The 22,487-nt window shown below is 69.8% G+C and carries 27 protein-coding genes; 7 read left to right on the forward strand and 20 right to left on the reverse strand.

What is annotated here, in order from left to right; translation table 11 throughout:
* Window positions 1–6: 6 nt before the first annotated feature.
* Entirely contained in the window at window positions 7–885 is an 879-nt protein-coding gene (locus EJV46_RS02760) for a MoxR family ATPase (RefSeq protein ID WP_131548004.1), read from the reverse strand.
* Between the two features lie 5 nt (window positions 886–890).
* On the reverse strand, window positions 891–1,502 hold the full coding sequence (locus tag EJV46_RS02765) for a carbon monoxide dehydrogenase subunit G (RefSeq protein WP_131547050.1): 612 nt from the start codon (window positions 1,500–1,502) through the stop codon (window positions 891–893).
* A 216-nt stretch (window positions 1,503–1,718) separates the two neighbouring features.
* Here EJV46_RS02765 and EJV46_RS23390 point away from each other — a divergent pair, with 216 nt between their 5' ends.
* Together EJV46_RS23390 and prpB are read left to right on the forward strand one after the other, a co-directional pair.
* Window positions 1,719–1,841, forward strand: coding sequence for a hypothetical protein (locus EJV46_RS23390; RefSeq protein ID WP_255465941.1), 123 nt, complete (start codon window positions 1,719–1,721; stop codon window positions 1,839–1,841).
* 12 nt (window positions 1,842–1,853) lie between these two features.
* On the forward strand, window positions 1,854–2,777 hold the full coding sequence (gene prpB / locus EJV46_RS02770; RefSeq protein WP_131547051.1) for a methylisocitrate lyase: 924 nt from the start codon (window positions 1,854–1,856) through the stop codon (window positions 2,775–2,777).
* Here prpB and EJV46_RS02775 read toward each other — a convergent pair whose 3' ends face one another.
* On the reverse strand, window positions 2,778–3,173 hold the full coding sequence (locus EJV46_RS02775) for a low affinity iron permease family protein (RefSeq protein ID WP_131547052.1): 396 nt from the start codon (window positions 3,171–3,173) through the stop codon (window positions 2,778–2,780).
* A gap of 36 nt (window positions 3,174–3,209) precedes the next feature.
* On the opposite strand from EJV46_RS02775, the gene EJV46_RS02780 reads away from it, so the two are divergent.
* Together EJV46_RS02780 and EJV46_RS02785 are read left to right on the forward strand one after the other, a co-directional pair.
* On the forward strand, window positions 3,210–4,355 hold the full coding sequence (locus EJV46_RS02780; protein WP_131547053.1) for an acetoin utilization protein AcuC: 1,146 nt from the start codon (window positions 3,210–3,212) through the stop codon (window positions 4,353–4,355).
* Window positions 4,356–4,363: 8 nt separating this feature from the next.
* Window positions 4,364–4,837, forward strand: a complete 474-nt coding sequence (locus EJV46_RS02785) for a DUF192 domain-containing protein (protein ID WP_131547054.1) — start codon at window positions 4,364–4,366, stop codon at window positions 4,835–4,837.
* A 1-nt stretch (window position 4,838) separates the two neighbouring features.
* Here EJV46_RS02785 and EJV46_RS02790 read toward each other — a convergent pair whose 3' ends face one another.
* The 6 genes from EJV46_RS02790 to EJV46_RS02815 form a co-directional block, all read right to left on the reverse strand.
* On the reverse strand, window positions 4,839–5,786 hold the full coding sequence (locus tag EJV46_RS02790) for a tripartite tricarboxylate transporter substrate binding protein (RefSeq protein WP_131547055.1): 948 nt from the start codon (window positions 5,784–5,786) through the stop codon (window positions 4,839–4,841).
* A gap of 72 nt (window positions 5,787–5,858) precedes the next feature.
* A complete protein-coding gene (locus tag EJV46_RS02795; RefSeq protein WP_131547056.1) occupies window positions 5,859–6,719 on the reverse strand; it encodes an aspartate/glutamate racemase family protein in 861 nt (286 codons plus the stop codon).
* 12 nt (window positions 6,720–6,731) lie between these two features.
* Complete coding sequence (locus EJV46_RS02800) at window positions 6,732–7,532, reverse strand: SDR family NAD(P)-dependent oxidoreductase (RefSeq protein WP_131547057.1); 801 nt, start codon at window positions 7,530–7,532, stop codon at window positions 6,732–6,734.
* Between the two features lie 84 nt (window positions 7,533–7,616).
* Window positions 7,617–8,390, reverse strand: coding sequence for an ADYC domain-containing protein (locus tag EJV46_RS02805; protein WP_131547058.1), 774 nt, complete (start codon window positions 8,388–8,390; stop codon window positions 7,617–7,619).
* 11 nt (window positions 8,391–8,401) lie between these two features.
* Window positions 8,402–8,758 carry a hypothetical protein gene (locus EJV46_RS02810; protein ID WP_131547059.1) on the reverse strand — a complete coding sequence of 119 codons (357 nt, stop codon included), beginning with the start codon at window positions 8,756–8,758 and terminating at the stop codon, window positions 8,402–8,404.
* Between the two features lie 103 nt (window positions 8,759–8,861).
* Window positions 8,862–9,662, reverse strand: a complete 801-nt coding sequence (locus EJV46_RS02815; protein WP_131547060.1) for an SDR family NAD(P)-dependent oxidoreductase — start codon at window positions 9,660–9,662, stop codon at window positions 8,862–8,864.
* A gap of 173 nt (window positions 9,663–9,835) precedes the next feature.
* Here EJV46_RS02815 and EJV46_RS02820 point away from each other — a divergent pair, with 173 nt between their 5' ends.
* Window positions 9,836–10,876, forward strand: a complete 1,041-nt coding sequence (locus EJV46_RS02820; protein WP_240782373.1) for an amidohydrolase — start codon at window positions 9,836–9,838, stop codon at window positions 10,874–10,876.
* On the opposite strand, the gene EJV46_RS02825 is transcribed toward EJV46_RS02820, so the two are convergent.
* A complete protein-coding gene (locus EJV46_RS02825; RefSeq protein WP_165585295.1) occupies window positions 10,852–11,934 on the reverse strand; it encodes a mandelate racemase/muconate lactonizing enzyme family protein in 1,083 nt (360 codons plus the stop codon). The two genes, EJV46_RS02820 and EJV46_RS02825, sit on opposite strands and share 25 nt — an antisense overlap.
* Window positions 11,935–12,016: 82 nt before the next feature.
* On the opposite strand from EJV46_RS02825, the gene EJV46_RS02830 reads away from it, so the two are divergent.
* Window positions 12,017–12,994 carry a tripartite tricarboxylate transporter substrate binding protein gene (locus tag EJV46_RS02830; RefSeq protein WP_131547063.1) on the forward strand — a complete coding sequence of 326 codons (978 nt, stop codon included), beginning with the start codon at window positions 12,017–12,019 and terminating at the stop codon, window positions 12,992–12,994.
* Window positions 12,995–13,001: 7 nt separating this feature from the next.
* Here the strand turns inward: EJV46_RS02830 and EJV46_RS02835 are convergent, their stop codons facing one another.
* The 6 genes from EJV46_RS02835 to EJV46_RS02860 form a co-directional block, all read right to left on the reverse strand.
* Window positions 13,002–13,730, reverse strand: a complete 729-nt coding sequence (locus EJV46_RS02835) for a bifunctional 2-polyprenyl-6-hydroxyphenol methylase/3-demethylubiquinol 3-O-methyltransferase UbiG (RefSeq protein ID WP_131547064.1) — start codon at window positions 13,728–13,730, stop codon at window positions 13,002–13,004.
* Between the two features lies 1 nt (window position 13,731).
* Window positions 13,732–14,064 carry a DHCW motif cupin fold protein gene (locus EJV46_RS02840; RefSeq protein WP_131548005.1) on the reverse strand — a complete coding sequence of 111 codons (333 nt, stop codon included), beginning with the start codon at window positions 14,062–14,064 and terminating at the stop codon, window positions 13,732–13,734.
* A gap of 36 nt (window positions 14,065–14,100) precedes the next feature.
* The gene (locus EJV46_RS02845) at window positions 14,101–14,742 is read right to left on the reverse strand and encodes a hypothetical protein (protein WP_131547065.1); all 642 of its coding nucleotides are present in this window, start codon (window positions 14,740–14,742) and stop codon (window positions 14,101–14,103) included.
* Between the two features lie 113 nt (window positions 14,743–14,855).
* On the reverse strand, window positions 14,856–15,251 hold the full coding sequence (locus EJV46_RS02850; RefSeq protein WP_131547066.1) for a Zn-ribbon domain-containing OB-fold protein: 396 nt from the start codon (window positions 15,249–15,251) through the stop codon (window positions 14,856–14,858).
* Window positions 15,252–15,256: 5 nt separating this feature from the next.
* Window positions 15,257–16,423 carry a thiolase domain-containing protein gene (locus tag EJV46_RS02855; RefSeq protein WP_131547067.1) on the reverse strand — a complete coding sequence of 389 codons (1,167 nt, stop codon included), beginning with the start codon at window positions 16,421–16,423 and terminating at the stop codon, window positions 15,257–15,259.
* Between the two features lie 153 nt (window positions 16,424–16,576).
* Entirely contained in the window at window positions 16,577–17,470 is an 894-nt protein-coding gene (locus tag EJV46_RS02860; protein WP_165585296.1) for a tripartite tricarboxylate transporter substrate binding protein, read from the reverse strand.
* A 531-nt stretch (window positions 17,471–18,001) separates the two neighbouring features.
* On the opposite strand from EJV46_RS02860, the gene EJV46_RS02865 reads away from it, so the two are divergent.
* A complete protein-coding gene (locus EJV46_RS02865; protein WP_131547069.1) occupies window positions 18,002–18,622 on the forward strand; it encodes a transglycosylase in 621 nt (206 codons plus the stop codon).
* A 10-nt stretch (window positions 18,623–18,632) separates the two neighbouring features.
* Here the strand turns inward: EJV46_RS02865 and EJV46_RS02870 are convergent, their stop codons facing one another.
* The 4 genes from EJV46_RS02870 to EJV46_RS02885 form a co-directional block, all read right to left on the reverse strand.
* Window positions 18,633–18,995, reverse strand: a complete 363-nt coding sequence (locus tag EJV46_RS02870; RefSeq protein WP_131547070.1) for a VOC family protein — start codon at window positions 18,993–18,995, stop codon at window positions 18,633–18,635.
* Entirely contained in the window at window positions 18,995–19,870 is an 876-nt protein-coding gene (locus tag EJV46_RS02875; RefSeq protein WP_131547071.1) for a carbohydrate ABC transporter permease, read from the reverse strand. Before EJV46_RS02875 ends, EJV46_RS02870 begins: the two co-directional genes overlap by 1 nt.
* A 222-nt stretch (window positions 19,871–20,092) precedes the next feature.
* On the reverse strand, window positions 20,093–21,049 hold the full coding sequence (locus EJV46_RS02880; RefSeq protein ID WP_131547072.1) for a carbohydrate ABC transporter permease: 957 nt from the start codon (window positions 21,047–21,049) through the stop codon (window positions 20,093–20,095).
* A gap of 101 nt (window positions 21,050–21,150) precedes the next feature.
* Window positions 21,151–22,479 carry an ABC transporter substrate-binding protein gene (locus tag EJV46_RS02885; RefSeq protein WP_131547073.1) on the reverse strand — a complete coding sequence of 443 codons (1,329 nt, stop codon included), beginning with the start codon at window positions 22,477–22,479 and terminating at the stop codon, window positions 21,151–21,153.
* Window positions 22,480–22,487 lie beyond the last annotated feature (8 nt).

The raw sequence follows: 22,487 nt of genomic DNA on the forward strand, positions 1-22,487 counted from the left end.
GAGGGATCACGCGGCGTCCCGGGCCTCGGCCACCAGCCGCGCGGCCTCCTCGCCCTTCAGCTTGGCGATGTCGTCCTGGTATTTCAGCAGCACGCCGAGCGTCGCATCCACGGCGCCGGTCTCCAGCTCGCGCGCGTCCAGGGCGGCGAGCGCATTGGCCCAGTCGATGGTCTCGGCGACGCCAGGCAGCTTGAAGTAGTCCCCGGTGCGCAGCCGCTGCACGAAGGCCACGACCTGCGCCGAGAGTTTCTCCCCGACACCGGGCGCGCGCAGGGCCAAAATGGCCTTCTCGCGGGCCGCATCCGGGTAGTCCACCCAATGATAGAGACAGCGCCGGCGGATCGCGTCATGCACCTCGCGGGTGCGGTTGGAGGTGATGATCACCACCGGCGGCGTGGCCGCCTTCAGCGTGCCGAGCTCGGGCACGGTGATCTGGAAATCCGCCAGGACCTCGAGGAGGAAGGCCTCGAAAGGCTCGTCCGCCCGGTCCAACTCGTCGATGAGCAGCACCGCCGGCTCCCCCTCCAGGGCCTGGAGCAGGGGGCGCGCCTCCAGGTAGCGCCGGTCGTAGATGGAGCTTTCGATGCCGGCGACCTCGCCGGAGGCCTCGGCCAGCCGGATCGCCATCAGCTGCCGCGCATGGTTCCACTCGTAGGCGGCGGCCGAGAGGTCCATTCCGTCATAGCACTGCAGCCGCACGAGATGCCGGGGCAGCTGCGCGGCGAGCACCTTCGCGATCTCCGTCTTGCCGGTGCCCGGCTCGCCCTCGAGGAAAAGCGGCCGGCCCATGCGCAGCGCGAGATGGACCGTGGTCGCGAGCGCCGTGTCCGCCACATAGCCGCCGGCGGCCAGCATCGCGGCCGTGGCCGCGACATCTGGCGGCATGCCGCTCACGTGGACAGGAACAGCAGGTAGAGCACGACGGCCATGGCACCGAAGGCCAGCCAGGCGATGATGGGGAAGCCGGCATACTGGGTCGGCACGAGCGAGAAGACCGAGAAGGCCATCGGCGCCGGCACCGGCGGCGCGGCGGGATCGGCCGGGTCGACGCCCATCTTCTCCGCCACCAGCGCATGGGCGAAGCGGTCGAAGAACTGGTCGGCCATCTGCTTGGCGGTGCTGTCGATCAGTCGGGCGCCGAGCTGGGCCATCTTCCCGCCGACCTGCGCCCTCACCTCGTATTTCAGCAGCGTCTCGGTCGGGCTCATCTCGGTCAGCGCCACGTCGGCGCCGCCCTTGGCGAAGCCCATGGCGCCGCCATTGCCCTCGCCGGAGATGGTGTAGCTCGCGGGCGGGTTCAGGTTCTCGAGCTTGACCTTGGCCGAGAACTTGGCCGCCATCGGGCCGATCTTGATGGCCACGCGGGCCGTCAGATCCGTGTCGGAGACCTTCTCGATCGCCTCGCAGCCGGGGATCGCGGCCTTGAGGGCCTCGGGATCGTTGAGCGCTTGCCAGACCTGCTCGCGCGGGGCGGCGATGAGCCGCTCGCCAGACATTTCCATGGGAATACTCCGCCAGTTGCATCGTTATTAGGCGTCGGACCCCCCGGCTGCAAACCCCCCGCCCGCAAACCGCGCGGGCGTGGTTGACGGGGGAACTGAATTCCGGAAAAGCCGGGGGATGGCGGGGACGTTTCCTTCGCGCGGAACCCTGGCCGTCCTCTCGGCGGGCGTGCGCTCCATGGGCGCCAGGGGCCGCTCGGCAAGGCGCCCGAATTGATGGTCAAGACCATCGTCGTCGAGCGCGGATTCCGGAGGCCCGGCTTCTTCGGATGCGGCGGCTGGGCCATGATGATCCCGATCCCGCCCATCGGGCCCCGCGCCTTCCCCTTCTTCCGCTGACAGGAGTCCCCCATGCCCTACGTGATCGGCGCCGACCTTTCCAACGAGCCCGCCGGCGAGCGCTTCCGCGCCCTGCTGGAACGCCCCGAGATCCTGCGCATGCCGGGCGCGCATCTCGGCCTGGCCGGCCTCGTCGCCAAGAAGCACGGCTTCGAGGCGCTCTACCTCTCCGGCGCCGCCATGTCCGCCACCATGGGCCTGCCCGATCTCGGCATGATCACCGTCGAGGATGTCTGCTTCTTCGTCCGCCAGGTCTCCCGCTCGACCAACCTGCCGCTGCTGGTCGACGGCGACACGGGCTATGGCGAGGCGCTCAACGTCATGCACATGGTCCGCTCCTTCGAGGATGCCGGCGGCGCCGCGGTGCAGCTGGAGGACCAGGTGCTGCCCAAGAAGTGCGGCCATCTGAACGACAAGAAGCTCGCGAGCCTGGACGAGATGTATGCCAAGGTCGCGGCCGCCCGAAAGGCGCGGCGCCACCTCTACATCATCGCCCGCACCGATGCGGTGGCGAGCGAGGGGATGGACGGCGCCGTGGCCCGCGCCAAGGCCTATCTGGAGGCCGGCGCGGACGCGATCTTCCCCGAGGCGCTGACCACGCCCGAGATGTTCCGCGAGTTCGCCTCGCGCATGCCGGGCGTGAAGCTGCTGGCCAATATGACGGAGTTCGGCCGCACCCCCTTCCTCACGGCGGAGGAGTTCCAGGCGCTCGGCTATGCGATGGTGATCTGGCCGGTGTCGCATCTGCGCGTCGCGGCCAAGGCCTGGGAGGAGCTCTACGGGCAGATCGCCAGGGATGGCGGCGCGCAGAACGCCGTGGACCGCATGCAGACCCGCGCCGAGCTCTACGAGACCATCGGCTACCACAACTACGAGGAGCTGGACGCCAGCCTCGTGCGGACGGTGATCCCGACGGCGATGCCCCAGCGGGCCTGATCAGCGCGCCCCGGCCGGCTCCAACGGGGCCGGCGGGTCCTCGTCGCAGGCGTCCGCCAGCTCGGCCTTCACCTCGGCGAGCGTCTCCTCGCTCTGGTTCTCCAGGGCAATGAGGCGGTTGTGCGCCCCCTCGGTTGCGCGGATCAGCTCGTCCAGCTTGAGCTGGATCGCCTGGGTGTCGCGGTTCTGGGCGTTCTGGATGAGAAAGACCATCAGGAAGGTGATCACGGTGGTCCCGGTGTTGATCACCAGCTGCCAGGTGTCGCTGTAGTCGAAGAAGGGCCCGCTCGCGGCCCAGGCGACGACGACCGCCAGGGCCATCACGAAGGCCCAGGGGCGGCCCGTCTCCTGCGAGGAGCGCTGGGCTATTCTTGCGAAGATGTGTCCGACGGCCATATCGCTGCAAGTCGAGCGTCCGGCATTGGTTGCCGGATGTTAGAATCTTCATGGGAAGCTTTCTTGCCCGGACCCCTGCTGATCGGTTCCGAGATCTACCGGGGCTCCACCTATGGGCCGAAGCACCCGCTCGCGATCCCGCGCGTCTCGACCACGCTGGACCTGATCCGGGCCCTGGGCTGGCTCGACCCCGCGCGCTACCTGGACAGCCCGATGGCGAGCCCGGACGAGCTCTGCCGCTTTCACGACCCCGCCTATATCGCCGCCCTGCGCCGGGCCGAGGAGACGCAATCCGTGGCGCCGGAGGACCGCGAGCGCTATCGCATCGGCGCCGACGGCAACCCCGTCTATCGCGAGGTGTTCCGCCGGCCCGCCACGAGCGCCGGCGGGGTGATGATGGCGGCCCGGATGACCGCGCGCGACGGGGGGATCGCCCATGTCCCGGGAGGGGGCACGCATCACGGGCAGCGGGCGCGGGCCAGCGGCTTCTGCTACGTGAACGACGCCGTGCTCGGGCTGCTGGCCTGGCTGGATGCGGGCCTCGCGCCGATTCTCTACCTCGACATCGACGCGCATCACGGCGACGGGGTGGAGATCGCCTTCGCCGGCGAGCCGCGCGTCACCACGCTGTCCATCCACGAGGCGGGGCGCTGGCCCTTCTCCGGGAGCGGGCACGCCGGTCCGCAGGCGCTGAATCTCCCGGTGCCGCCGGGCTTCAACGACGCGGAGATGCGCGCGCTGCTGCACGGCGCGGTCCTGCCGCTCATCGACCGGCTGCGGCCCGAGGCCATCATGCTCCAATGCGGCGCCGATGCGCTGGAGGAGGATCCGCTGGCGCGGCTCTCCCTGTCCAACAACGCGCATGCGGAGTTCGTCGGCGCCGTCTGCCGGGCCGCGCCGCGCTTCCTGCTGCTGGGGGGAGGGGGCTACAACCCCTGGACGGTCGCGCGTTGCTGGGCCCGGAACTGGGCCGTGCTGAACCGCCTGCCCATCCCCGAACGCCTGCCGCCCGAGGCCGAGGAGGTGTTGCGGCGGCTCACCTTCAACCGCGCTGCCGGCCGCAACCCACCCGGGCACTGGTTCACCACCCTGGCCGACCCGCCGCGCGAGGGGCCGGTCCGCGAAGCTGTCGCCGATCTCATCCAGGGCACCCTGCCCGAAGCCCTCGGAGCTGTGGCATGATCGCGGGCATGAAGCGACGCCTCCTCCTCCTCGGCTCCCTCCTGGCCCCCGCGGCGGCGCGAGCGCAGCCTGGCGTGAACCAGCCGCAGCCCAGGCTCCGCACGGAGGACCTGGTCATCGTCGGCCGCGACGGCGCCCGCCACGTCTTCCGGACCGAGATGGCGCTCGGGCCGAACGAACAGACGGTCGGCATGATGTTCCGCACCGGCATGGCGCCGGACGACGGCATGCTCTTCGACTGGGGCGCGCCGCGCGAGAGCAGCATGTGGATGCGCAACACGCTCATCCCGCTCGACATGATCTTCATTGCCGCCGATGGGCGGATCCACCGCATCCACGAGCGCGCCGTGCCGCAGAGCCTCGCCACCATCGACAGCCGTGGGCCGGTGCGGGCCACGCTGGAGCTGCAGGGCGGGACAGCGGAGCGGCTGAACCTGCGCGTCGGGGATCGGGTGATCCACCCGATCTTCGGGACGAACTGACCTACTTGTTCAGGTCGATGCGTCTGCCGATCTCGATCCACTTGTTGACGATCTCGGCCGTCTGGCGCTCGTGCTCCTCGGGCGTGCTGGCGATGGTGCGGTAGCCCATCTCCACCAGGCGCCGCGCCATCGCGGGCTCGGCCATGACCTCGGCGAAGGCGTCGCGCAGGCGGCGGCGGATCGCGAGCGGCGTGCCGGCCGCCATGTGCAGCCCCCAGACGCTCGCCACGTCCACGCCCGGCAGGCCCGCCGCGGCGAAGGTGGGGATGGCGTCCATGCCGCCTTCGGCCGTCTTCGCGAGGCCCCGGATCGTGCCTGCGTTGATGAGCTGCGTGCCCGAGGCGAAGCCGCCGAAGTTCATCTGCACCTCGCCACCGAGCAGCGCGGTCATGGCGGGGCCGGAGGAGCGGTAGGGCACGTGCACGATCTCGATGCCGGCCTGGAGCGCGAAGAGCACGCCGGCAAAGTGGGTGGAGGCGCCGATGCCGCCGGTGGCGAAGGCGAGCTTGCCCGGCTCGGCCTTCGCCAGGTCGATCAGCTCGCGCAGGCTCTGGGCGGTGAAGTCGGACTTGGTCATGAGCACGACCGGCGCGTCGGCCAGCATGGTGACGCAGGAGAAGTCGCGCAGCGTGTCGTAGGGCAGCCGCGGCTGGATCGAAGGGTTGAAGTAGAAGGAGTTGTCGGCGACGTAGATGGTGTAGCCGTCGGGCTGCGAGCGGGAGACGAGCTCGGCGCCGACGATGGCGGTGGCATCCGGCCGGTTCTCGACGACGATGGTCTGGCCGAGCTTCGCGCTGACGCCGGGCGCCAGCAGGCGCGCGGTGATGTCGGACCCGCCGCCCGGCGCGCGCGGCACGATGATGCGGATGACGCGCGAGGGCCAGTCACCTTGCGCGAGGGCGGGGGTGGCGAGTGCGGTGCCCAGGATGGCGCGGCGTGTGATCTTCATGGTCGTTCCCTGTGATCGAAGGTACAGGAAACCGAGTTTCCTGCTGGGGGAGTTTGACGGGGCGAAGCCCTCTCAATCTGTTGCGACGCGCTTTCTACGCCGGATCTTGACCGGATTGTCGCTCGGAAACGCCAGCGCGCTGGCCGTGACCTTCAGTTCCGCCATGTTCCGCGCGGCCTGGATGGCGCAGCGATAGCCCTCCAGCACCGGGATGTTCCAGCCCATCTCCGCGAGCCGGTCGCGCAGCGGCTCGCAGAGCCAATAGGCGCCGGAGCAGCCGATGATGAGGACTTCCGCGCCGTCCTCCTCGATGGCCTCGACGGCATGGGCGACGGCTTCCTCGAGCATGCCGGAGACCTCGCCCCGCGCCCACCGCTCCCTCTCGCCGGAGAGGGGGTGCGGATGGGTGAAGGACGGGCGGGGCAGGGGATGGTCGATGTTGCGGATGGAGGCGCAGCGCCCGGCCATGCCGTAGCTCCGGACGAGGGCGGCCATCTGCATGTTGTGCGCCTCGGAGATGTCGATGATCGAGAACCTCGACCCGAGCGAGAGGGCCGCGACCATCTGCGCATGGGCGCAGGCGGTGACGGGGATGCCGTGCCGGACGCCGATCTCGCGGGCCTCGTCGAAGCCGGGATCGCCGCCGCCGAGCAGGACGATGGCGTCGTAGTTTCCGCTCTCGCAGGCCTCGCGGACGATCCTCAGCCGGTTGAAGCCGACGCTCATGAACTCCTCGCGCGTCTCGACGGGCCAGTTGCCGTGACTGGAGGGCGCGCCGGGATGCAGGTCCCACTCCACGGTGTCGAGCAGGTGGGCAAGCCTGTCGTAGTTCATCAGCACCTGCTCCTTGGCGCCCGAGGGCGGACGCACGTGGTAGGCGGCGCCCTCGGCGAGGCTGAAGGCGTGGATGAGCAGGAGGCGGGGCTTGGACATGGACGGTTCCGTTCAGACGGTGCGGGTCATGAAGCCGCCATCGACCAGCAGCTCGGTTCCCGTGACATAGCGGGCATCGTCGGAGGCCAGGTAGAGCGCGGCATGCGCCACGTCCCAGGCGGTGCCGCGATGGCCCAGGGGCACGCGCTGGCGGGCCTCCTCCTGCAGGGCCGCGAGGTCGCCGCGATGGCCGGACTTCACCACGCGCTCCTGCAGCAGCGGCGTGTCGATCATGCCGGGGATGATGGTATTGGCGCGGATGCCCCCGCGGCCGTACTGCGCCGCGATCTGCCGCGTGAACTGCACGAGCGCCGCCTTGCCGGCGGAATAGCCGACATGGTCGTGCCCCAGGTGCCGCAGCCCGCCGATGGAGCCCACGGTGGTGATGACGCCCTTGCCGCGGCGGAGCATGGCGGGCAGCACCGCCTTGCAGCCGATGAAGGCGGAAGTGACGTTGATGTCGAGCTGCGCGCGGAACTGCTCCACGCTCATCTCCAGCGGCCCACCGCGCAGGCCCTGGCCGACATTGCAGTGGAGGATGTCGATGCCGCCGTAGCTCCGCTCGCAGCGTGCCGCGAGCGCTTCCGTCGCGGCGAGGTCCAGCACGTCGAGCGCCGCGACGAGGCAGGCGCCGCCCTCCTCGCGGATGAGGCGGGCGGTGTTCTCGGCGGCGGCGAGGTCGCGGTCGACGAGGATGACGGTCGCGCCCTCGCGCGCGAAGAGCACGGCGGTCGCCCGGCCATTGCCCCAGCCGGGACCGACCGAGCCGGCTCCGGTGACGATGGCGACGCGTCCTTCGAGGCGGGCGGGCATGGGGATCCTTGGGCTGCGGGAGTGGTCGCAGCTTGGGATGGATCGCGTTCCTTGAACAGGCCTATCCTTATATGGACAGGAAGATCAGCGCCGGACGGAGCGGTTGAGCAGCAGCGCGCCCAGGGCCATCGCGCGCTCCTCCGTGCATTCCGCGCCGGTCCGGGCGGCGAGCGAGGGCACCTCGCGCGCCACGTCGGCGACGGAGCCGTTCTCCGGCACGCGGGTATGGGCGACGCAGACCGCGCCTTCCGGCGTCCAGCCCGCCTCGAAGCTCGTCGTGGCATCGTCCCCCGGCACCTGGATGCCGACATGGTCGTAGATGTCGATGAGCATGCCGTTGCGCGTCCAGCCGTGCTCGCCGCCGCCGTAGGCGGCGCGGACCAGGTTGTTGCAGGCGGCATGATAGGGCGCGAGCGGCCGCCCGTCGGGCAGGAAGGCCCAGGGCCGGTAGCCGAAGCGGATGCACTTGCCCATGGATCCGCTGGAGCAGGTGAGGTTCAGCGCGCCGCCCTCGCCGGGATAGACCAGGGCCAGCTGCTCGCCCTGCGGGTCGGGCACGCAGAGCTCGCCCCAGCCGCCGGCTTCGCCGCCGACCGAGATCCCGAAGAGCCAGACGTCGCGCACGGGGTCCGGCCCGGCATGGGGCACGGTGTCGTCCCGGCGGGCGGCGTCGATGCGGAGCGCCGCGCCGTCGAGGTGCAGGACGGCGCCGACCAGGTCGGTGCCGCGCAGGACGCGGCCGTCCGAAAGCTCGGCGCGGATGTCGCCGCCTTCCGCCGTCACGCTCGTCAGGCGCGGCTGGGCCGTGGCGAGATGGCTGGAGAGGGCCAGCAGCAGGATGGGCAGAAGGCGGCGCATCGGCATGCTCCTCAGCGGGCCGTCAGGCGCTCGCCGGAGGGCAGCTCGATCGCCGTGATGCCGGCGGTGGTGGCGGGCGCGTCCGTGCCGTTCGTGAGCAGTCCGTTGTTGCTCAGGGCATTCACGCCCAGGCCGTTCACGCCCATGCCGTTCAGGTTCAGCGCGTTCAGGTTCAGCGCGTTCAGGTTCAGTGCGTTCAGGTTCAGCGCATTCAGGTTCAGCGCATTCAGGTTCAGCGCGTTCATCCGCATGCCGTTCATCCGCATGCCGTTCTCGGTGGCCGCGTTGCCGGCGATGAAGGCCTGCGCCGGGCTCGCGAGCATGGCGAGGGCGAGGAGGGCGGTGCTGCCGAGGGTCTTGGCGATCATGTGTCTTCTCCTGTTTCATCCGCGCCGGATGTGGCGCGGTGTCAGGGCTTTTGATCCACCTCTGTCGCAGCCCGATCCTGGAGCGCGTCGCGTTTGTCGCGCTTCAGCCGCAGCGGACCGACATGCCGCCATCCACCACCAGTTCCGTCCCCGTGATGAAGCGCGCCTCGTCGGAGGCGAGAAACATCACCGCATGGGCCGTGTCGCGGCCATCGCCCGCCCAGCCCATCGGAATGCGCGAGAGCCGCTGCTGGATGAGCGCGTCCACGTCGCCGCCCGTGCGCTGCCCGGCCAGGCGCACCTCCACCATCGGCGTGTGCATCTGCCCCGGCACCACGGTGTTCACGCGGATGCCCCGCGCCGCATATTGCACGGCGACCACCTTGGAGAACTGGATCACCGCGGCCTTGGACGCCGCATAGGCCACCTGCGCGGAGCCCGTGAAGCGGATGCCGGAGGTCGAGGCCAGGTTCACGATCGCGCCGCCGCCTTGCGCCTCCATGATCGGGATCACATGCTTGCAGGTGAGGAAGACGCTCTTGAGGTTGGTGTCGATCTGCACGTCCCAGACCTCCTCGCTCATCTCGACGGGCCCGCCAGCGGCCGAGCCGCCCACATTGTTGACGAGGATGTCGATGCGGCCGAAGCGCTCCTTCGCGCCCGCGACCATCGCGGCCACGCCGGCGCTGTCGGTGGCGTCGCAGGTCATGGGGACGAAATGGCCGCCGAACTCGGCGATGCGATCCGCCGTCTCCTGCATCGGCGCCGGCTCGCGGTCGGTGCCGATGACCGTCGCCCCCTCGCGCGCGAAGCCCACGGCCGCCGCGCGCCCGTTGCCCCAGCCGGGGCCCACCGAGCCCGCCCCCGTGATGAGCACGATCTTGCCGGAAAATCTCGGTCCCATGGTCCACTCCGCCGCGTGTTGTCGCTGTCACTCCAGCACGATGTTGGCCGTGCGCGCGACAGGCCGCCACCATGCGCCGTGCTTTTCCTTGCCGCCCGGCCTCGGCGACATGCCGCTTCTTGCCGCGGGGTGACGAGCCTAGTCTTGCGCGCAGAAGAACGAATGGAGCGTCCATGAGCACCGCCACCCATCAGCATTATCTTCCCGTCCGCGAGGACTGGCTGGCCACCCACCAGGAGGAGATCCTGGACCCTGGCCAGCTCATCGTGGACCCGCATCATCACCTCTGGGACCGCGAGGGCTGGCGCTACCTGCTGGACGAGATCCTGGCCGACATCCGCACCGGGCACGACGTGCGCGCGACGGTGCTCGTCCAGGCCCGCGCCATGCACCGCGCCACGGGACCGGAGGCGATGAAGCCGGTGGGCGAGACCGAATTCGCCAATGGCGTGGCCGCGATGTGCGCGAGCGGCATCTACGGCGACGTGCGCGTCTGCGCCGGCATCGTGGGCTTCGCCGACCTGCGGCATGGCGACGCGATCAGGCCCGTGCTCGAGGCGCATCTCCGCGCCGGCGGCGACCGCTTCCGCGGCATCCGCCACATCGCCACCTGGGATCCGGACCCGCAGCTCATGAACCCGGCCTATCAGCCCGCCGAGGACATGCTGGACAGCGCCGGGTTCCGCGCGGGCTTCGCGCATCTGGCGCCGCTCGGCCTCTCCTACGACGCCTGGCTCTACTTTCCGCAGATCCCGCGGCTGGTCGCGCTGGCGCGGGCCTTTCCGGGCACGCAGATCGTGCTCGACCATTGCGGCGGCGTGCTCGGCATCGGGCGCTTCGAGGGACAGCGCGCCGAGGTCTTCGCGGCCTGGTCCGGGGCGATGGCCGAGCTCGCCACCTGCCCGAACGTCATGGTGAAGCTGGGCGGCCTGGGCATGCGCCTGCCGGGCTTCGGGCTGGAGGCGCGCCCGACGGCGCCTTCCTCCGAAACCCTCGCGCAGCATTGGAGGCCCTATATGGAGCGCTGCATCGAGCTCTTCGGCACGGATCGCTGCATGTTCGAGAGCAACTTCCCCGTCGACAAGGGCGGCTTCGGCTATGCCGCCGGGTGGAACGCCTTCAAGCGCCTCGCCGCCTCGGCGAGCGCCGGGGAAAAGGCGGATCTCTTCTGGCGCTCCGCGACGAAGTTCTACCGGCTGCCGGGTATCGGCTGAAGGCCGAGCCCGGGCCCTTCCGGGACGGCGATGAAGCCGTCCCGCACCGCGAGCGCGTCGCCATAGGGCGGCGACGCGAGGTCAGCGAAGTAGATCTCGATCGGCTGCTCCGTCGCGCAGGCCGCCAGGAAGTGCAGCGACGCCAGCAGCCCCGGCCCGAAATAGGGGCAGTGCGGCACCAGCTCCACATCCGCCTCGGCGGCCAGGGCGGCAACCTCCATCAGCGCCGTGATGCCGCCCAGCTTCGTCACGCTGGGCTGCGCGACATCCAGCGCCCTCGCCTCCAGGAGGTGCCGGAAATCCCGCGGCCCGCCGGCATTCTCGCCGGCCGAGATGCCGCAATGCGCCGCCTCGCGCACGGCGGCGGTCGCGGCGAAGTCCTCCGGCGGCCAGGTCGGCTCCTCGACCCAGCGGATGTTCATGCCCTCCACCGCGCGGCAGAAGGCGACGGCCTCGTCCGCGCTGTCCCAGGCGCAGTTGATGTCGAGCATGAGCGGGATCTCCGCCGGGGCGGCCTCGCGCGCGGCGCGGATGCAGCCGAGATCCACCTCGTGCAGCTTGATCTGCCGGTAGCCGCGCCGCACCGCCTCCCTCACGTTACGCGCGACATCCCCGGGAACGCCGTAGCGCAGCAGGCTGGCATAGGCCGGCACATGGCGGCGCGCGGCGGGGCCGAGCAGCGCATGCAGCGGCACGCCCGCGCGCTGCGCCTTCAGGTCCCACAGCGCGATGTCGAGGCCGGAGATGCCGAAGGTCACTGGCCCGTTGCGGCCGAAATTGTGAAAGCGCTTCGAGAGCATCCGGCCCAGGCCTTCGATGTCCTCCGCATCCTGGCCGATGGCGGCGGGCGCCAGCAGGCGGTCCAGCGCGTCCCTGGTCGTGTCCACGAGGTTGAAGCCGAAGGCTTCGCCCCAGCCATGGCGGCCGTCCTCGGTCTCCACGCGCACCAGCAGCGTGTCCATGCCCCGCAGGTGCAGGTTCCCGCCCACGCCGGCCTCGCCCGCGCCATAGGTGAAGCCGCTGCGGTGGATGTGGCTCTCGATCTTCGTGATCTTCATCGCGTTTCCCCTTCCGGCCGTGCCGCCGCCGGCCGATACTTGCACCCGTGACCGGCTCGATGAAGCCGGCGGAGGAACATTCATGAAGCTGCGCGCCGCCCTGGCCATCCTGCTGGGCCTGCTGGCCCCCCTCGGCTCAACCCATGCCTCCGCGCAGGAGGCCTGGCCCGCACGCCCCATCCGCCTCATCGTTCCCTTCGCCGCGGGCGGCCCCAGCGACATCGTGTCGCGCGTCCTCGCGCCACGCCTCACCGCCGTGCTCGGCCAGCCGGTGGTGGTGGACAACCGCGCCGGCGCCGGCGGCATCACCGGGATGGAGTTCGTCGCGCGCGCGGCGCCGGACGGCTACGTCTTCGGCCTCGGCAGCGCGGGCGGCCTCGCCATCTCGCCGCGCCTCGGCCGCGGCACGCCCTACGACCCGTTGCGCGACTTCTCCCCTCTTACCCTCGGCGTCGCCGTGCCCGAGCCGCTGGTGGTGCCGGCCGCGCTGCCCTACCGCACGCTGGCCGAGCTGGTCGCCGCCGCGAAGGCCGCCCCCGGGCGCCTGAACTTCGCCACCTCGGGGCCCGGCAGCATGCCGCATCTGGCCGCCGAGCAGCTGATGGCGGCCGCGGGCATCGAGATAACCCACATCTCCTATCGCAGCGGCGGCCTGCTCGCGACTGCGGTCCTGCAGGGCGAGGTGCAGATGGGCTTCGCCGACCTGCCCGTGCTGCTGCCGCATATCCGTGCCGGCACGCTGCGGCCGCTCGCCGTCGGCGCGCCGCGGCGCCTCTCCTGGATCCCGGATGTGCCCACCATGGCCGAACTCGGCCTGCCCAGCGTGGATGCCAGCAACTGGCACGGCTTCGTCGCGCCCGCCCGCGTGCCGGAGACGATCCTGGCGGCGCTGCACCGTGCCCTCGCGGGCGCGCTGCGGGACCCGGAGATCGCCCGCGTGCTGCACGAGCAGGGCGCCGTGCCGGGCGGCAATTCGCGCGAGGAGTTCGCCGCCTTCCTGCGTTCGGAGAACGAGAAGTGGGGCGAGGTCATCCGGCGCGGGAACATCCAGGCGGAGTGAGCGGCGGTCAGGCCTTTCGCGCGGCGATCAGCAGGAACATCGGCCTCTCGCGCTCCTTCTCCCAATCCGGCTCGGCGGCGATCTGCGCGTCGGTGGGGCACCATTCCTCGACATGGGCGAGGCGGAAACCGGCGCCCATCATCAGGTTCAGCGTGCTGCCGAGGGTCCGGTGCTGCTTCACCACGCCGGGCGTGAACCAGTCCGTGACGCGCTCGCCCTCGCGGAAATAGCCGTCCAGCGGCCAGACGGGCCGGCCCTCCCCGATGCGCCAGCCGGGCTGCGAGGGCGCCATGAAGATCGGGTGCTCCATCGACACGACGAGCGATCCGCCCGGCACGAGCGCGCGCGAGACCTTCGCCAGCAGCCCGCCGAGATCCGCGATGTAGTGCAGGACGAGTGAGGAGAAGGCGAGGTCGAAGCCGCCCTCCGGCAGGTCCACGCTCTCCAGGTCGGCGCGCCGGTATTCGATGGCTGGATCCTCGCCCATCGAGCGCGCCCGTTCCAGCATCCGCCCCGAGAGCTCGAGGCCCAGCACATGCGCCGCGCCCCGCTCGCGCGCATGGCGGGCGAACCAGCCGAAGCCGCAGCCCAGATCCAGCACGCGCGCGCCGCGCAGCTCGGGCAGCAGCGCGCGCAGCGCAGGCCATTCCGGCGCGCCGGCCAGCCCCTCGCGCGAGCGCGGCAGCGTGCCGTAGCCGGCGAAGAACTCCTCGCGGTCGTAGATGTTCTGCGGCATGTCAGTCGACGATGAAGAGCTTCGCGCCCGTCCGGGTCGAGGAGCGATGCGGCGAATCCCCGAAATCCGAAACCTGGTAGCTCATCCCCGCGGTGAGCCTGCTCTTCCGGCCATCCTTCAGCTCGGAATCCAGCTCGCCCTCGATCACGTAGAGGATATGGCCGCGGTCGCACCAATGGTCGGCCAGATAGCCCGGCCCGTACTCCACCATGCGGATGCGGATGTCGCCGATGTTCAGGGTGCGCCAGTAAGCCATCCCGGTCTCGCCGGGATGCTCGGTGCGCTCCACCCGGGACCAGTCGGTGACGGTGAAGGGCAGCTCGGGAATCTTCATCATTCTCGCCTTCGATGAGGAAGGGCCCTGGACCGCTCAGGCCGGATTGAAGCCCCTGGCCGCGGGATCGAAGCTCTTCGCCGTTCCAGTATCGAACCAGGCACTCGCATTGGCCATGCCCTTGGCGCGATCGCCGCCGGGCTTGCCCAGGCCGGGCACATAGAGCTGGTCCATGAAGAGGTGAGGGGCCTCGGGCGCGATGATGCGCAGGTCGTCGCCCGCCGCCGCCGTGCGGCCCGGCCCGGCATGGGCCGCGATCACGATGCCGCGCCTGATGTGCACGCTCACGATGATGTCCGCATCCGTCCAGCCCTCCGCGACCGGCAGGGCGAGCTGCCGCCGTGCCATCTCGCTGAGGCGCACGCCGGCGGTGCGCGCGCGATCGAGCAGGAGGCGCATGCGGTCCTCCTCCATCCACCAGGGCGAGTTCAGCAGGTTCGGCAGGCCGCCCCATTTCAGATCCTTGCTGCTCGCGATGCGGAACATGCGGTTGTCCTCCGCGAGCTCCACCCGCCGCATCGCGACGAGCCCGCCATTGCGATGGAACAGGCCCTTGGGATTGCGCTTCGCCGGGTCGGGATTGGGGTCGGGGATCATGCCGGGCTTGCCGTCGGGGCCGAGCTGGTAGCCCTCGGCCTCCATCCGCAGCCGGCTGTCGAGGAAATAGGCTTCGTTCACGGCACGGGCCACGCGGTCACCCCGAAATATTCGATGTCATGCACCCGGATTCCGGGCACAAAAAAACCGGCGGCCGCCCCCCGGAGAGGGCCGCCGCCGGCGTCACGAAAGCCTCAGGCCAGGACGAACATCGGCACCGGCACGTCGCCGTCGCTGTTCCTGAACTTCAGCTTCACCTTGAGGCCGACCTTCAGCGCATCGAGGTCGCACTCGATGATGTTGGTCAGCACGGTCGGCCCCTCATCCAGCTTCACATAGGCCACGCAGAAGGGCTCCTTCCCGCGCGCCACGCTGTAGCTGTAGATCTCGCCCGTGCCCCTGGCCTCGACGAACTCGACGTTGTTCGAGAGGGTGAAGGGCGAGACGTGGCGCGGATAGTGGAAGAGCTTGCCCGTGTCCTTGCACTTGCCGAGCAGGAACTTCCCGGCCTTGTACCCTTCGAGCACGACCTTGTTGTCGGGCGTCTCGCCGGGGCACTGGGGGGTACGGTCGAAGGCTTGCGTCGCCATGGTGTTCACTCCCTCTCCAGGATGACGGTGCCGCAGCCATGCCGCGTCCCGAGGCTGCCGCCCTTGCCGTTGGCCAGAACGAGGTCGGGGTTGGGCACCTGCACCTTGGGATGCGCCTCGCCGCGCGACTGGCGCACCGCCTCGATGACCTTGGTCATGCCGCCGCGGTTGGACGGGTGGTTGTTGCAGAGCCCGCCGCCATCGGTGTTGAAGGGCAGCTTGCCGACGCCGGAGATGAGCCCGCCATCCTGCACGAAGGCGCCCGCCTTGCCCTTCTCGCAGAAGCCGAGATCCTCGAGCTGCAGGATCACCGAGATGGTGAAGCTGTCGTAGATCGAGGCGTACTTGATGTCGGCCGGCTTCACGCCCGCCTTGCCGAAGGCCATCGGGCCCGAGAAGGCCGCGGCCGAATAGGTGAGGTCGATGCCGCCGGCATTCTGGTGCTTGTAGGCCTCGCCCCAGCCCTTCACGCCGACCTTCGGGCGCTTCAGCGTGGCGGCGATCTCCGGACGCGCAACGATCAGCGCGCCGCCGCCGTCGGAGATGACGCAGCAGTCGAGCCGGTGCAGCGGATCGGCCACCATCGGCGAGTTCACCACGTCCTCGACGGTGACGACCTTGGGCAGCATCGCATGGGGGTTGTACTGCGCATGCGTGGAGGCCGCGACCTTCACCCAGGCGAGCTGCTCGGAGGTGGTGCCGAACTCGTACATGTGCCGCGAGGCGACGTTGGCGTGCATCGTCGCGATGGTGCGCGCATAGGGAAGCTCGAAGGGCTCGTCGGGCACGCCCACGCCGGTGGAGCGCACGGCCGTGCCGGTCTGCATGCCCTCGGCGCGCGGACGGCCGGCGAGCGTGATCAGCGCGACGTTGCACTTGCCCGCGATGATGGCCTCGACCGCATGGCCGACATGGATGACGTAGGAGGAGCCGCCGCTCTCCGTCGTGTCGTAGTGGCGGATCTTGGTCAGCCCCATGTAGTCGAGCATGGAGAGGCCGCCCATGCCCGGCGCATCGCCGGCGCAGAAGTAGCCGTCGATGTCGGAGGCGGTCAGGCCCGCATCCTGCAGCGCGCCGTAGGCGACCTCCGCATGGAGCTGCGCGGTGGACTTGTCCTCGGCCTTGCGCGTCGGGTGCTCGAAAGCACCCACGATATAGGCGGGGTTCTTCATGGGCGGCACAGCCCTTTCCTGGCGATCATCGCATCCTCCCGGATGAGTGGGCCGCCATCTCATGAGGCGGCGGGAGGCAGCCTCGCCGCGCTGGGCGCAACAGTCAACCGCTCGGTCGGTCGGTCACGTCATGCATCTGGAAAGGCTTGCGAATCAACCGAGGTTCAGCTGCCGGGCCAGCCCGCGGTAGAGCTCGATCTGCGCCGCGACATGCGCGCGCGCGGCCGCGCCATCCGTCACCTGCGGCACGCTGCCGATGCGCCGCGTCGCCTCGATCCACTCGGGATCCCGGCCCGTCGTGGCGACCACGCGCGCCCAGAATTCCACCGTCTCCGCCGCCATGCCCGCGGGGCCGGCGAGCGCGTTCCATCCTGCGATCTGCGACAGCGCGGCCACGCCGGCCTCGGCCGCCGTCGGCACGTCCCGCAGCCCGGGCAGGCGCGCATGGCCCGTCACCACCAGCGCGCGCACCTGCCCGTTGCGGATGGCCCCCATCATGTCGCCGAGGTTGTTGCCGCCGAACTGCGCCTGCCCGCCGAGCAGGGAGGCCAGCGCCTCGCCGCCGCCGCGATAGGGGATGGCCTGCGCCGCGTCGATCGGCAGGTTGGCGGTCGCGAGCAGGTGACGGATGCCGAGGTCGAGGATCGTCGCGGGTCCGCTGGTCGCGAAGTTGAGCGTGCCCGGCGCGGCGCGGATCGCGTCCAGCAGCGCCGCCAGGTCCCGGTAGGGCGCGTCCTCGCGCACGCAGACCACATAGGGGTTGAGGTCGAGCAGCCCGAGCCAGGTGAAGTCGTCGATGCGGTAGGGCGTGCGCGGATCGATCGCGGGCAGGATGGCCGAGGCCGCGACGCGCGCGAGCAGCAGCGTCTGCCCGTCCGGGCGGGCACGGGCGACGTATTGCGTGCCGATCGCGCCCGAGGCGCCGGCGCGGTTCTCGACCATCATGGCCTGCGGGTCCGGGCCCATATGCTTCACCGCATGCGCGGCGAAGGTGCGCGCGGCAATGTCGGCCGCGCCGCCGGGCGTGAAGGGCGCCACCAGCGTCACCGCGCGCGCCGGCCCTTGGGACCGCGCGGCGCACGGCCACATTCCCGCCGCAACCATGCGCATGCTTCGCCGCGTGAACATCACCCACCCCCTGCCGGCCGCTGAACCTACCCCCAGACTAGAACCCTGCGGGGCGGGCGGGGTTGCCCTCCGCATTCACGGCATGCTACCGCGTGTTGCATGTTGACCGAGATTGGCCCGCACGGTGGGGGAAACCCCCTCCCGACGCCCCGGCACACGCCCCGCGCACCGAGACCGCTCGGCCCGCGCGGGCCCTCCAGACGGAGGAGCTTTCGTCGTCTCCTCGCGCTGGGTGCCTTGGCAGCCTGCCTGATGGGCGCGATGGGCTTCGCCATGCCGGGCGCCATGGCTGCCGAGCGCGTTTCCACATCGCGTGGCGTCCAGGCTCCGCGCCATCCGGCCCAGGCTGCACCCCGCGCCCCGCAGGCCCGTCGCGCCGAGGCGAGGCGTCCCTCCCGCAACGCTTCCGCCCGGACCAGGGTCGCAAGCCGGACCCATGTGCGCACCTCCATGTCGGACATGCAGGCGCGGCCCCGCATGCGGGACATGCCGCAGGAGCTGATCCCGGTGATCGGCCCGGACATGCGCGCCGGCATCCCCACCGACCCTCGTGGCGCCTGCCTGGCGGCGACGCGCCGCGCCGAGGCCGTCCACGGCGTGCCGCGGGGGCTTCTCACCGCCATCGCGCTGGCCGAGAGCGGGCTGCACGCCTATGCGCTCTCGATCGGCGGCCGCGCGCATTTCCCGCAGACCGAGGAGCAGGCGCGCGCCCTCTATGCCAGCGTGCCGCCGCAGCGGAGCATCATGGCCGGCTGCGTGCAGGTGAACGCCCGCGTGCATGCGCGCAACTCCGCCTGGCCGCTCGATCCCATGCGCTCGGCGGACTGGGCGGGCGGGATCATGGCCCGCTGGGCCGCCGAGACCGGCAGCTGGTCGGAGGCGCTGCGGCGCTGGCATGGCGGCAGTCCGTCCTCCACCCAGCGCCTGGTGTGCCGCGTTCGCGCCAAGATGGAAGTCACCAATCCGGACAGCACGCTGTTCGACAGCTACAGCTGCAACGGCGCGCTCGCCGAGCGCACGCGCCGCAACGGCGCCGCGCATCTTGCGACCGCCCAGCGCCTCTCGAACTGAGGCAAGCTGATCAGCCGCGCTCGGTTCCCATGCCGAAGGTGAGCTGGTTGCCGTCGGGATCGATGACGTTGAAGTCGCGCATCCCGTAGGGATGGTCCTGCGGCGGCTTCGGTGCCCGCGCCCCGCGGGCCTTCACCTCGGCATAGAGCGCGTCCACATCCTGCACGAAGATCGCGATGGCACCTTGTCCGGCCGGGCGCTTCGTCCGCCTCGCGGCGATGAGGTGCAGCTCCACGTCGTCGCGGCACAGCCCCGCGCAGAAGACCGGCTTGCCGTATTCGAAGGTGACGTCGAAGCCGAGCGCGTAGCGGTAGTGATGGACGCTGGCGGCGATGTCCTGGACCACGAACACCGTCGCCGCACCCGTGAGCATCACTCCTTCACCGCGCCCGTGAGGCTGCTCACATAGTAGTCCACGAAGAAGGAGTAGAAGATCGCGACCGGCAGCGAGCCCATGAGCGAGCCGGCCATCAGCGCGCCCCACTGATACACGTCGCCGGTCACCAGCTCGGTCAGGATCGCGACGGGGACGGTCTTGTTCTCGCTGCTCTGGATGAAGGCCAGCGCGTAGATGAACTCGTTCCAGCTCAGCGTGAAGGAGAAGATGCCCGCGCTGATCAGCCCCGGCACCGCGAGCGGCAGGGTGATCCGGCGCAGGATCTGCAGCCGCGTGGCGCCGTCGATCAGCGCGCATTCCTCGAGCTCGTAGGGGATCGACTTGAAGTAGCCGATCAGGAGCCAGGTGCAGAAGGGCACGAGGAAGGTCGGATAGACCAGCACCAGGGCGAAGGGGCTGTCGAACAGCCCGAGCTGCACCACCATGGTCGCCAGCGGGATGAATAGGATCGAGGGCGGAACCAGATAGGCCAGGTAGATCGCGAGGCCGACATACTGGCTGCCGCGGAACCTCAGCCGCTGGATGGCATAGGCCGCCAGCGTGCTGGAAAAGAGCGACAGCGTCGTCGCGCCGATCGAGACCAGCATCGTGGTCAGCAGCCAGTTCGGATAGGCCGTCTCGAAGAGCAGCTTGCGAATGTGCTGCAGGGTCGGCGACGTGATCCAGAACGGGTTGTGGGAGCCGAAGTCATAGAGCTCCGCATCCGGTTTGAAGGCCGTCACCGTCATCCAGTAGAAGGGAAAGAGCAGGATCAGCACGAAGCAGGCGAGCGGCAGCCAGAGCACCACCATGCGCCGCGCCCGGCTGTCCCAATGCATCGTCTCGGGGGCAGCCGTGGAAGCATTGCTCATGGCGTGGTCCTCGCGAATGGGTGGGTTGCGCGGGTTGGGAACGGATGCGAGGGGCTCTGCCCCTCGCGCTCCCCGCCAAGGGCCATCGAGCCCTTGGAACCCGCGAGTTTATGGGGATTGGGGAGAGGAGCACGAAGCGAGCGATGAACCGGCGGTCCCGCCATGCCCCTCTCCCGGCGTCCTTTCCAATTTGCGCAACCGGCCCGTGCGAGGCCCAGGCCATCAGTCATTGCCTTCTCCCTGCTGCCACTTGCGGCGGGCGAGGGCGAAGTAGCTGAACAGCGTCGCGAAGATCAGGAAGGGGATCATCGAGACGGCGATGGCCGCGCCCTCGCCCAGCTGTCCGCCCGGGATGCCGCGCTGGAAGGCGAGGGTGGCGAGCAGATGGGTGGAGTTGACCGGCCCGCCGCGGGTGATGGCGTAGACGAGCTGGAAGTCGGTGAAGGTGAAGATGATCGAGAAGGTCATCACGATGGCGAGGATGGGCAGCAGCATCGGGAAGGTGATGAAGCGGAAGCGCTGCCAGGAGGAAGCGCCGTCCAGCAGCGCGGCCTCGTAGAGCGAGGGCGAGATGGTCTGCAGCCCGGCGAGCAGCGAGATGGCGACGAAGGGGATGCCGCGCCAGATATTGGCCGCGATGAGCGAGAAGCGTGCCGGCCATTCGCTGCCGAGGAAGTTGATGTTGGTCTCGCGCCAGCCCAGCACGTCCACGAAGATGTAGCTGATGATCGAGAATTGCGGGTCGTAGATCCACCAGAAGGCGATGGCGGAGAGGACCGTCGGCACGATCCAGGGCAGCAGGATGATGGCGCGCAGGAACGACTTGAAGGGCATGTGCTGGTTGAGCAGCAGCGCGAGCCAAAGCCCCAGGCCGAACTTACCGATCGTCGCGAGCGTGGTGTAGAAGACGCTGAAGAAGACGGCGTTCCAGAAGATCGGATCCGTGAAGAGGAATTCGAAATTCTCGAGGCCCACGTAGTAGCCGCTGCGGCCGATCGTCGTGTCCGTGAAGGCGAGATAGATGCCGAGCCCGAGCGGATAGGTCAGGAAGACCGTGAGCAGCCCGACGGCCGGCAGCAGGCAGGCCACGATGAGCACCGCCTTGTTGTCCAGGACGCGCACGAGCCAGCCGGGCTCCTGGCGCATCTTGGACCAATGCAGTTGGGTGGTGGCGTCCATGACGGGTGCTCCGGTTCCCGCGCGGCGCATCGCCGCGCGGGGGGATAGAGGATCGGGGCTGATCGCCGCGATCTGCGGCCTGGATCAGCCTGTCGGCGATTTCAGCGCCGGCGGAAGAAGCGCGCCGCGCGGCGCTCGGCCTCGCGCGCCGCGGCTTCCGGCGTGGCCTGGCCGGAGGCGACGGAGGCGCACATCTGCACCATGACGTAGTCCGCATTCGCGGCCGCCGTCCCCTCGGTGATCGGGCCGCGGTAGCCGTTCCAGAAGCCGGTATCCATCGTGTCGCGGAAGATCGAGACCTTCGGATCGCTGCTCCAGACGGCGCTCTGGCCATAGGCGTTGAGCGGCTGCGCCCAGTAGCCGAGGTTGGCCTGCAGCCAGGGATCGTACTGCTCCGTCTCCAGCAGGAACTGCAGCAGCGCCTTGGCGGCGTTGGGGTAGCGGCTGTGCTTGAACACCATGGCGTTGAGCGTCAGCCCCGCCATGGGCGAGGTGCTGGCGAGGCCCTTGGGCAGCAGCGTGTGCTCGGTGTCGGCCGCGATCGGCGCCGTGGCCGGGTCGTTCTTCAACGAGAAGTAGAGCGACACGCCATTGGCCGTCAGGAACAGCTCGTTCGAGGAATAGGCGCGGTTGTTGCTGATGTCGTTCCAGGCGATCGTGCCGGGAATGAAGGTCGCGTAGAGCTCCTTCAGGTAGTTCAGCGCGGCGATGGTCTCGCGGCTGTTGATGCCCGGCGTCCCGTCCTCGTTCACGAGATGGCCGCCGAAGGACCAGATGAGCCAGTTGGCGAAGCCGTTGCCGTCGCCCACGGCATTGCCGAGCGCGAAGCCGGCCGGCTTGTTGGCGCGCTTCAGCGCCTGGCAGAGGCGCAGGTAGTTGGCATGGTCCTCGGGCGGCTTCTCGAAGCCCACCTCCGTGAGGGCGGATTTCCGCCAGACGAGCGGGCCGCCCGAGGCGCCGAAGGGCAGGCCGATCCAGTTGTTGGTGCCGTGCCGCTTGCCGTAGCGCTGGGCCAGCGTCTTCCAGCCGCCGTATTTCGTGCCGATGTATTCGGCGACGTCGGTCAGTTCGACCAGCTTGTCGGCATAGACATGCGGAGCGTCGCCGAAGCCGATGATGAGGTCGGGGCCCGCGCCGGTGTTGCCGGTGACGGCGGTCTGCTGGTTGATGTCCTCCCAGCCCACGAAATCCACGCGCACCTGCACGCCGGTCTGCTGCGTGAAGCGCGCGCAATTGGCGCGGAACACCTCCTCGTCGGGCTGCACGAAGCGCACGGGGCGCAGCATGCGCAGCGTGGCGCCGTTCTCGATCGGCAGCCGCGGCGCCGTGGCCGGCTGGGTGGGGATGTTGCTCTGGGCGGCGGCGGTGCCGGCGAGCATCGTCGCAGCGCCGATCCCGGCGATGTCGCGGCGCTTGATGAGGTATGCCATTTTCTTGT

Source organism: Roseococcus sp. SYP-B2431, from assembly GCF_004336745.1.
GTDB lineage: Bacteria > Pseudomonadota > Alphaproteobacteria > Acetobacterales > Acetobacteraceae > Roseococcus.

Coding starts and splice junctions, on each gene's coding strand:
- EJV46_RS02760 (WP_131548004.1), bottom strand. CDS start 885: ATGCCGCCAGATGTCGCGGCCACGGCCGCGATGCTGGCCGCCGGCGGC.
- EJV46_RS02765 (WP_131547050.1), bottom strand. CDS start 1,502: ATGGAAATGTCTGGCGAGCGGCTCATCGCCGCCCCGCGCGAGCAGGTC.
- EJV46_RS23390 (WP_255465941.1), top strand. CDS start 1,719: ATGGTCAAGACCATCGTCGTCGAGCGCGGATTCCGGAGGCCCGGCTTC.
- prpB (WP_131547051.1), top strand. CDS start 1,854: ATGCCCTACGTGATCGGCGCCGACCTTTCCAACGAGCCCGCCGGCGAG.
- EJV46_RS02775 (WP_131547052.1), bottom strand. CDS start 3,173: ATGGCCGTCGGACACATCTTCGCAAGAATAGCCCAGCGCTCCTCGCAG.
- EJV46_RS02780 (WP_131547053.1), top strand. CDS start 3,210: ATGTTAGAATCTTCATGGGAAGCTTTCTTGCCCGGACCCCTGCTGATC.
- EJV46_RS02785 (WP_131547054.1), top strand. CDS start 4,364: ATGAAGCGACGCCTCCTCCTCCTCGGCTCCCTCCTGGCCCCCGCGGCG.
- EJV46_RS02790 (WP_131547055.1), bottom strand. CDS start 5,786: ATGAAGATCACACGCCGCGCCATCCTGGGCACCGCACTCGCCACCCCC.
- EJV46_RS02795 (WP_131547056.1), bottom strand. CDS start 6,719: ATGTCCAAGCCCCGCCTCCTGCTCATCCACGCCTTCAGCCTCGCCGAG.
- EJV46_RS02800 (WP_131547057.1), bottom strand. CDS start 7,532: ATGCCCGCCCGCCTCGAAGGACGCGTCGCCATCGTCACCGGAGCCGGC.
- EJV46_RS02805 (WP_131547058.1), bottom strand. CDS start 8,390: ATGCGCCGCCTTCTGCCCATCCTGCTGCTGGCCCTCTCCAGCCATCTC.
- EJV46_RS02810 (WP_131547059.1), bottom strand. CDS start 8,758: ATGATCGCCAAGACCCTCGGCAGCACCGCCCTCCTCGCCCTCGCCATG.
- EJV46_RS02815 (WP_131547060.1), bottom strand. CDS start 9,662: ATGGGACCGAGATTTTCCGGCAAGATCGTGCTCATCACGGGGGCGGGC.
- EJV46_RS02820 (WP_240782373.1), top strand. CDS start 9,836: ATGAGCACCGCCACCCATCAGCATTATCTTCCCGTCCGCGAGGACTGG.
- EJV46_RS02825 (WP_165585295.1), bottom strand. CDS start 11,934: ATGAAGATCACGAAGATCGAGAGCCACATCCACCGCAGCGGCTTCACC.
- EJV46_RS02830 (WP_131547063.1), top strand. CDS start 12,017: ATGAAGCTGCGCGCCGCCCTGGCCATCCTGCTGGGCCTGCTGGCCCCC.
- EJV46_RS02835 (WP_131547064.1), bottom strand. CDS start 13,730: ATGCCGCAGAACATCTACGACCGCGAGGAGTTCTTCGCCGGCTACGGC.
- EJV46_RS02840 (WP_131548005.1), bottom strand. CDS start 14,064: ATGAAGATTCCCGAGCTGCCCTTCACCGTCACCGACTGGTCCCGGGTG.
- EJV46_RS02850 (WP_131547066.1), bottom strand. CDS start 15,251: ATGGCGACGCAAGCCTTCGACCGTACCCCCCAGTGCCCCGGCGAGACG.
- EJV46_RS02855 (WP_131547067.1), bottom strand. CDS start 16,423: ATGAAGAACCCCGCCTATATCGTGGGTGCTTTCGAGCACCCGACGCGC.
- EJV46_RS02865 (WP_131547069.1), top strand. CDS start 18,002: ATGTCGGACATGCAGGCGCGGCCCCGCATGCGGGACATGCCGCAGGAG.
- EJV46_RS02870 (WP_131547070.1), bottom strand. CDS start 18,995: ATGCTCACGGGTGCGGCGACGGTGTTCGTGGTCCAGGACATCGCCGCC.
- EJV46_RS02875 (WP_131547071.1), bottom strand. CDS start 19,870: ATGAGCAATGCTTCCACGGCTGCCCCCGAGACGATGCATTGGGACAGC.
- EJV46_RS02880 (WP_131547072.1), bottom strand. CDS start 21,049: ATGGACGCCACCACCCAACTGCATTGGTCCAAGATGCGCCAGGAGCCC.
- EJV46_RS02885 (WP_131547073.1), bottom strand. CDS start 22,479: ATGGCATACCTCATCAAGCGCCGCGACATCGCCGGGATCGGCGCTGCG.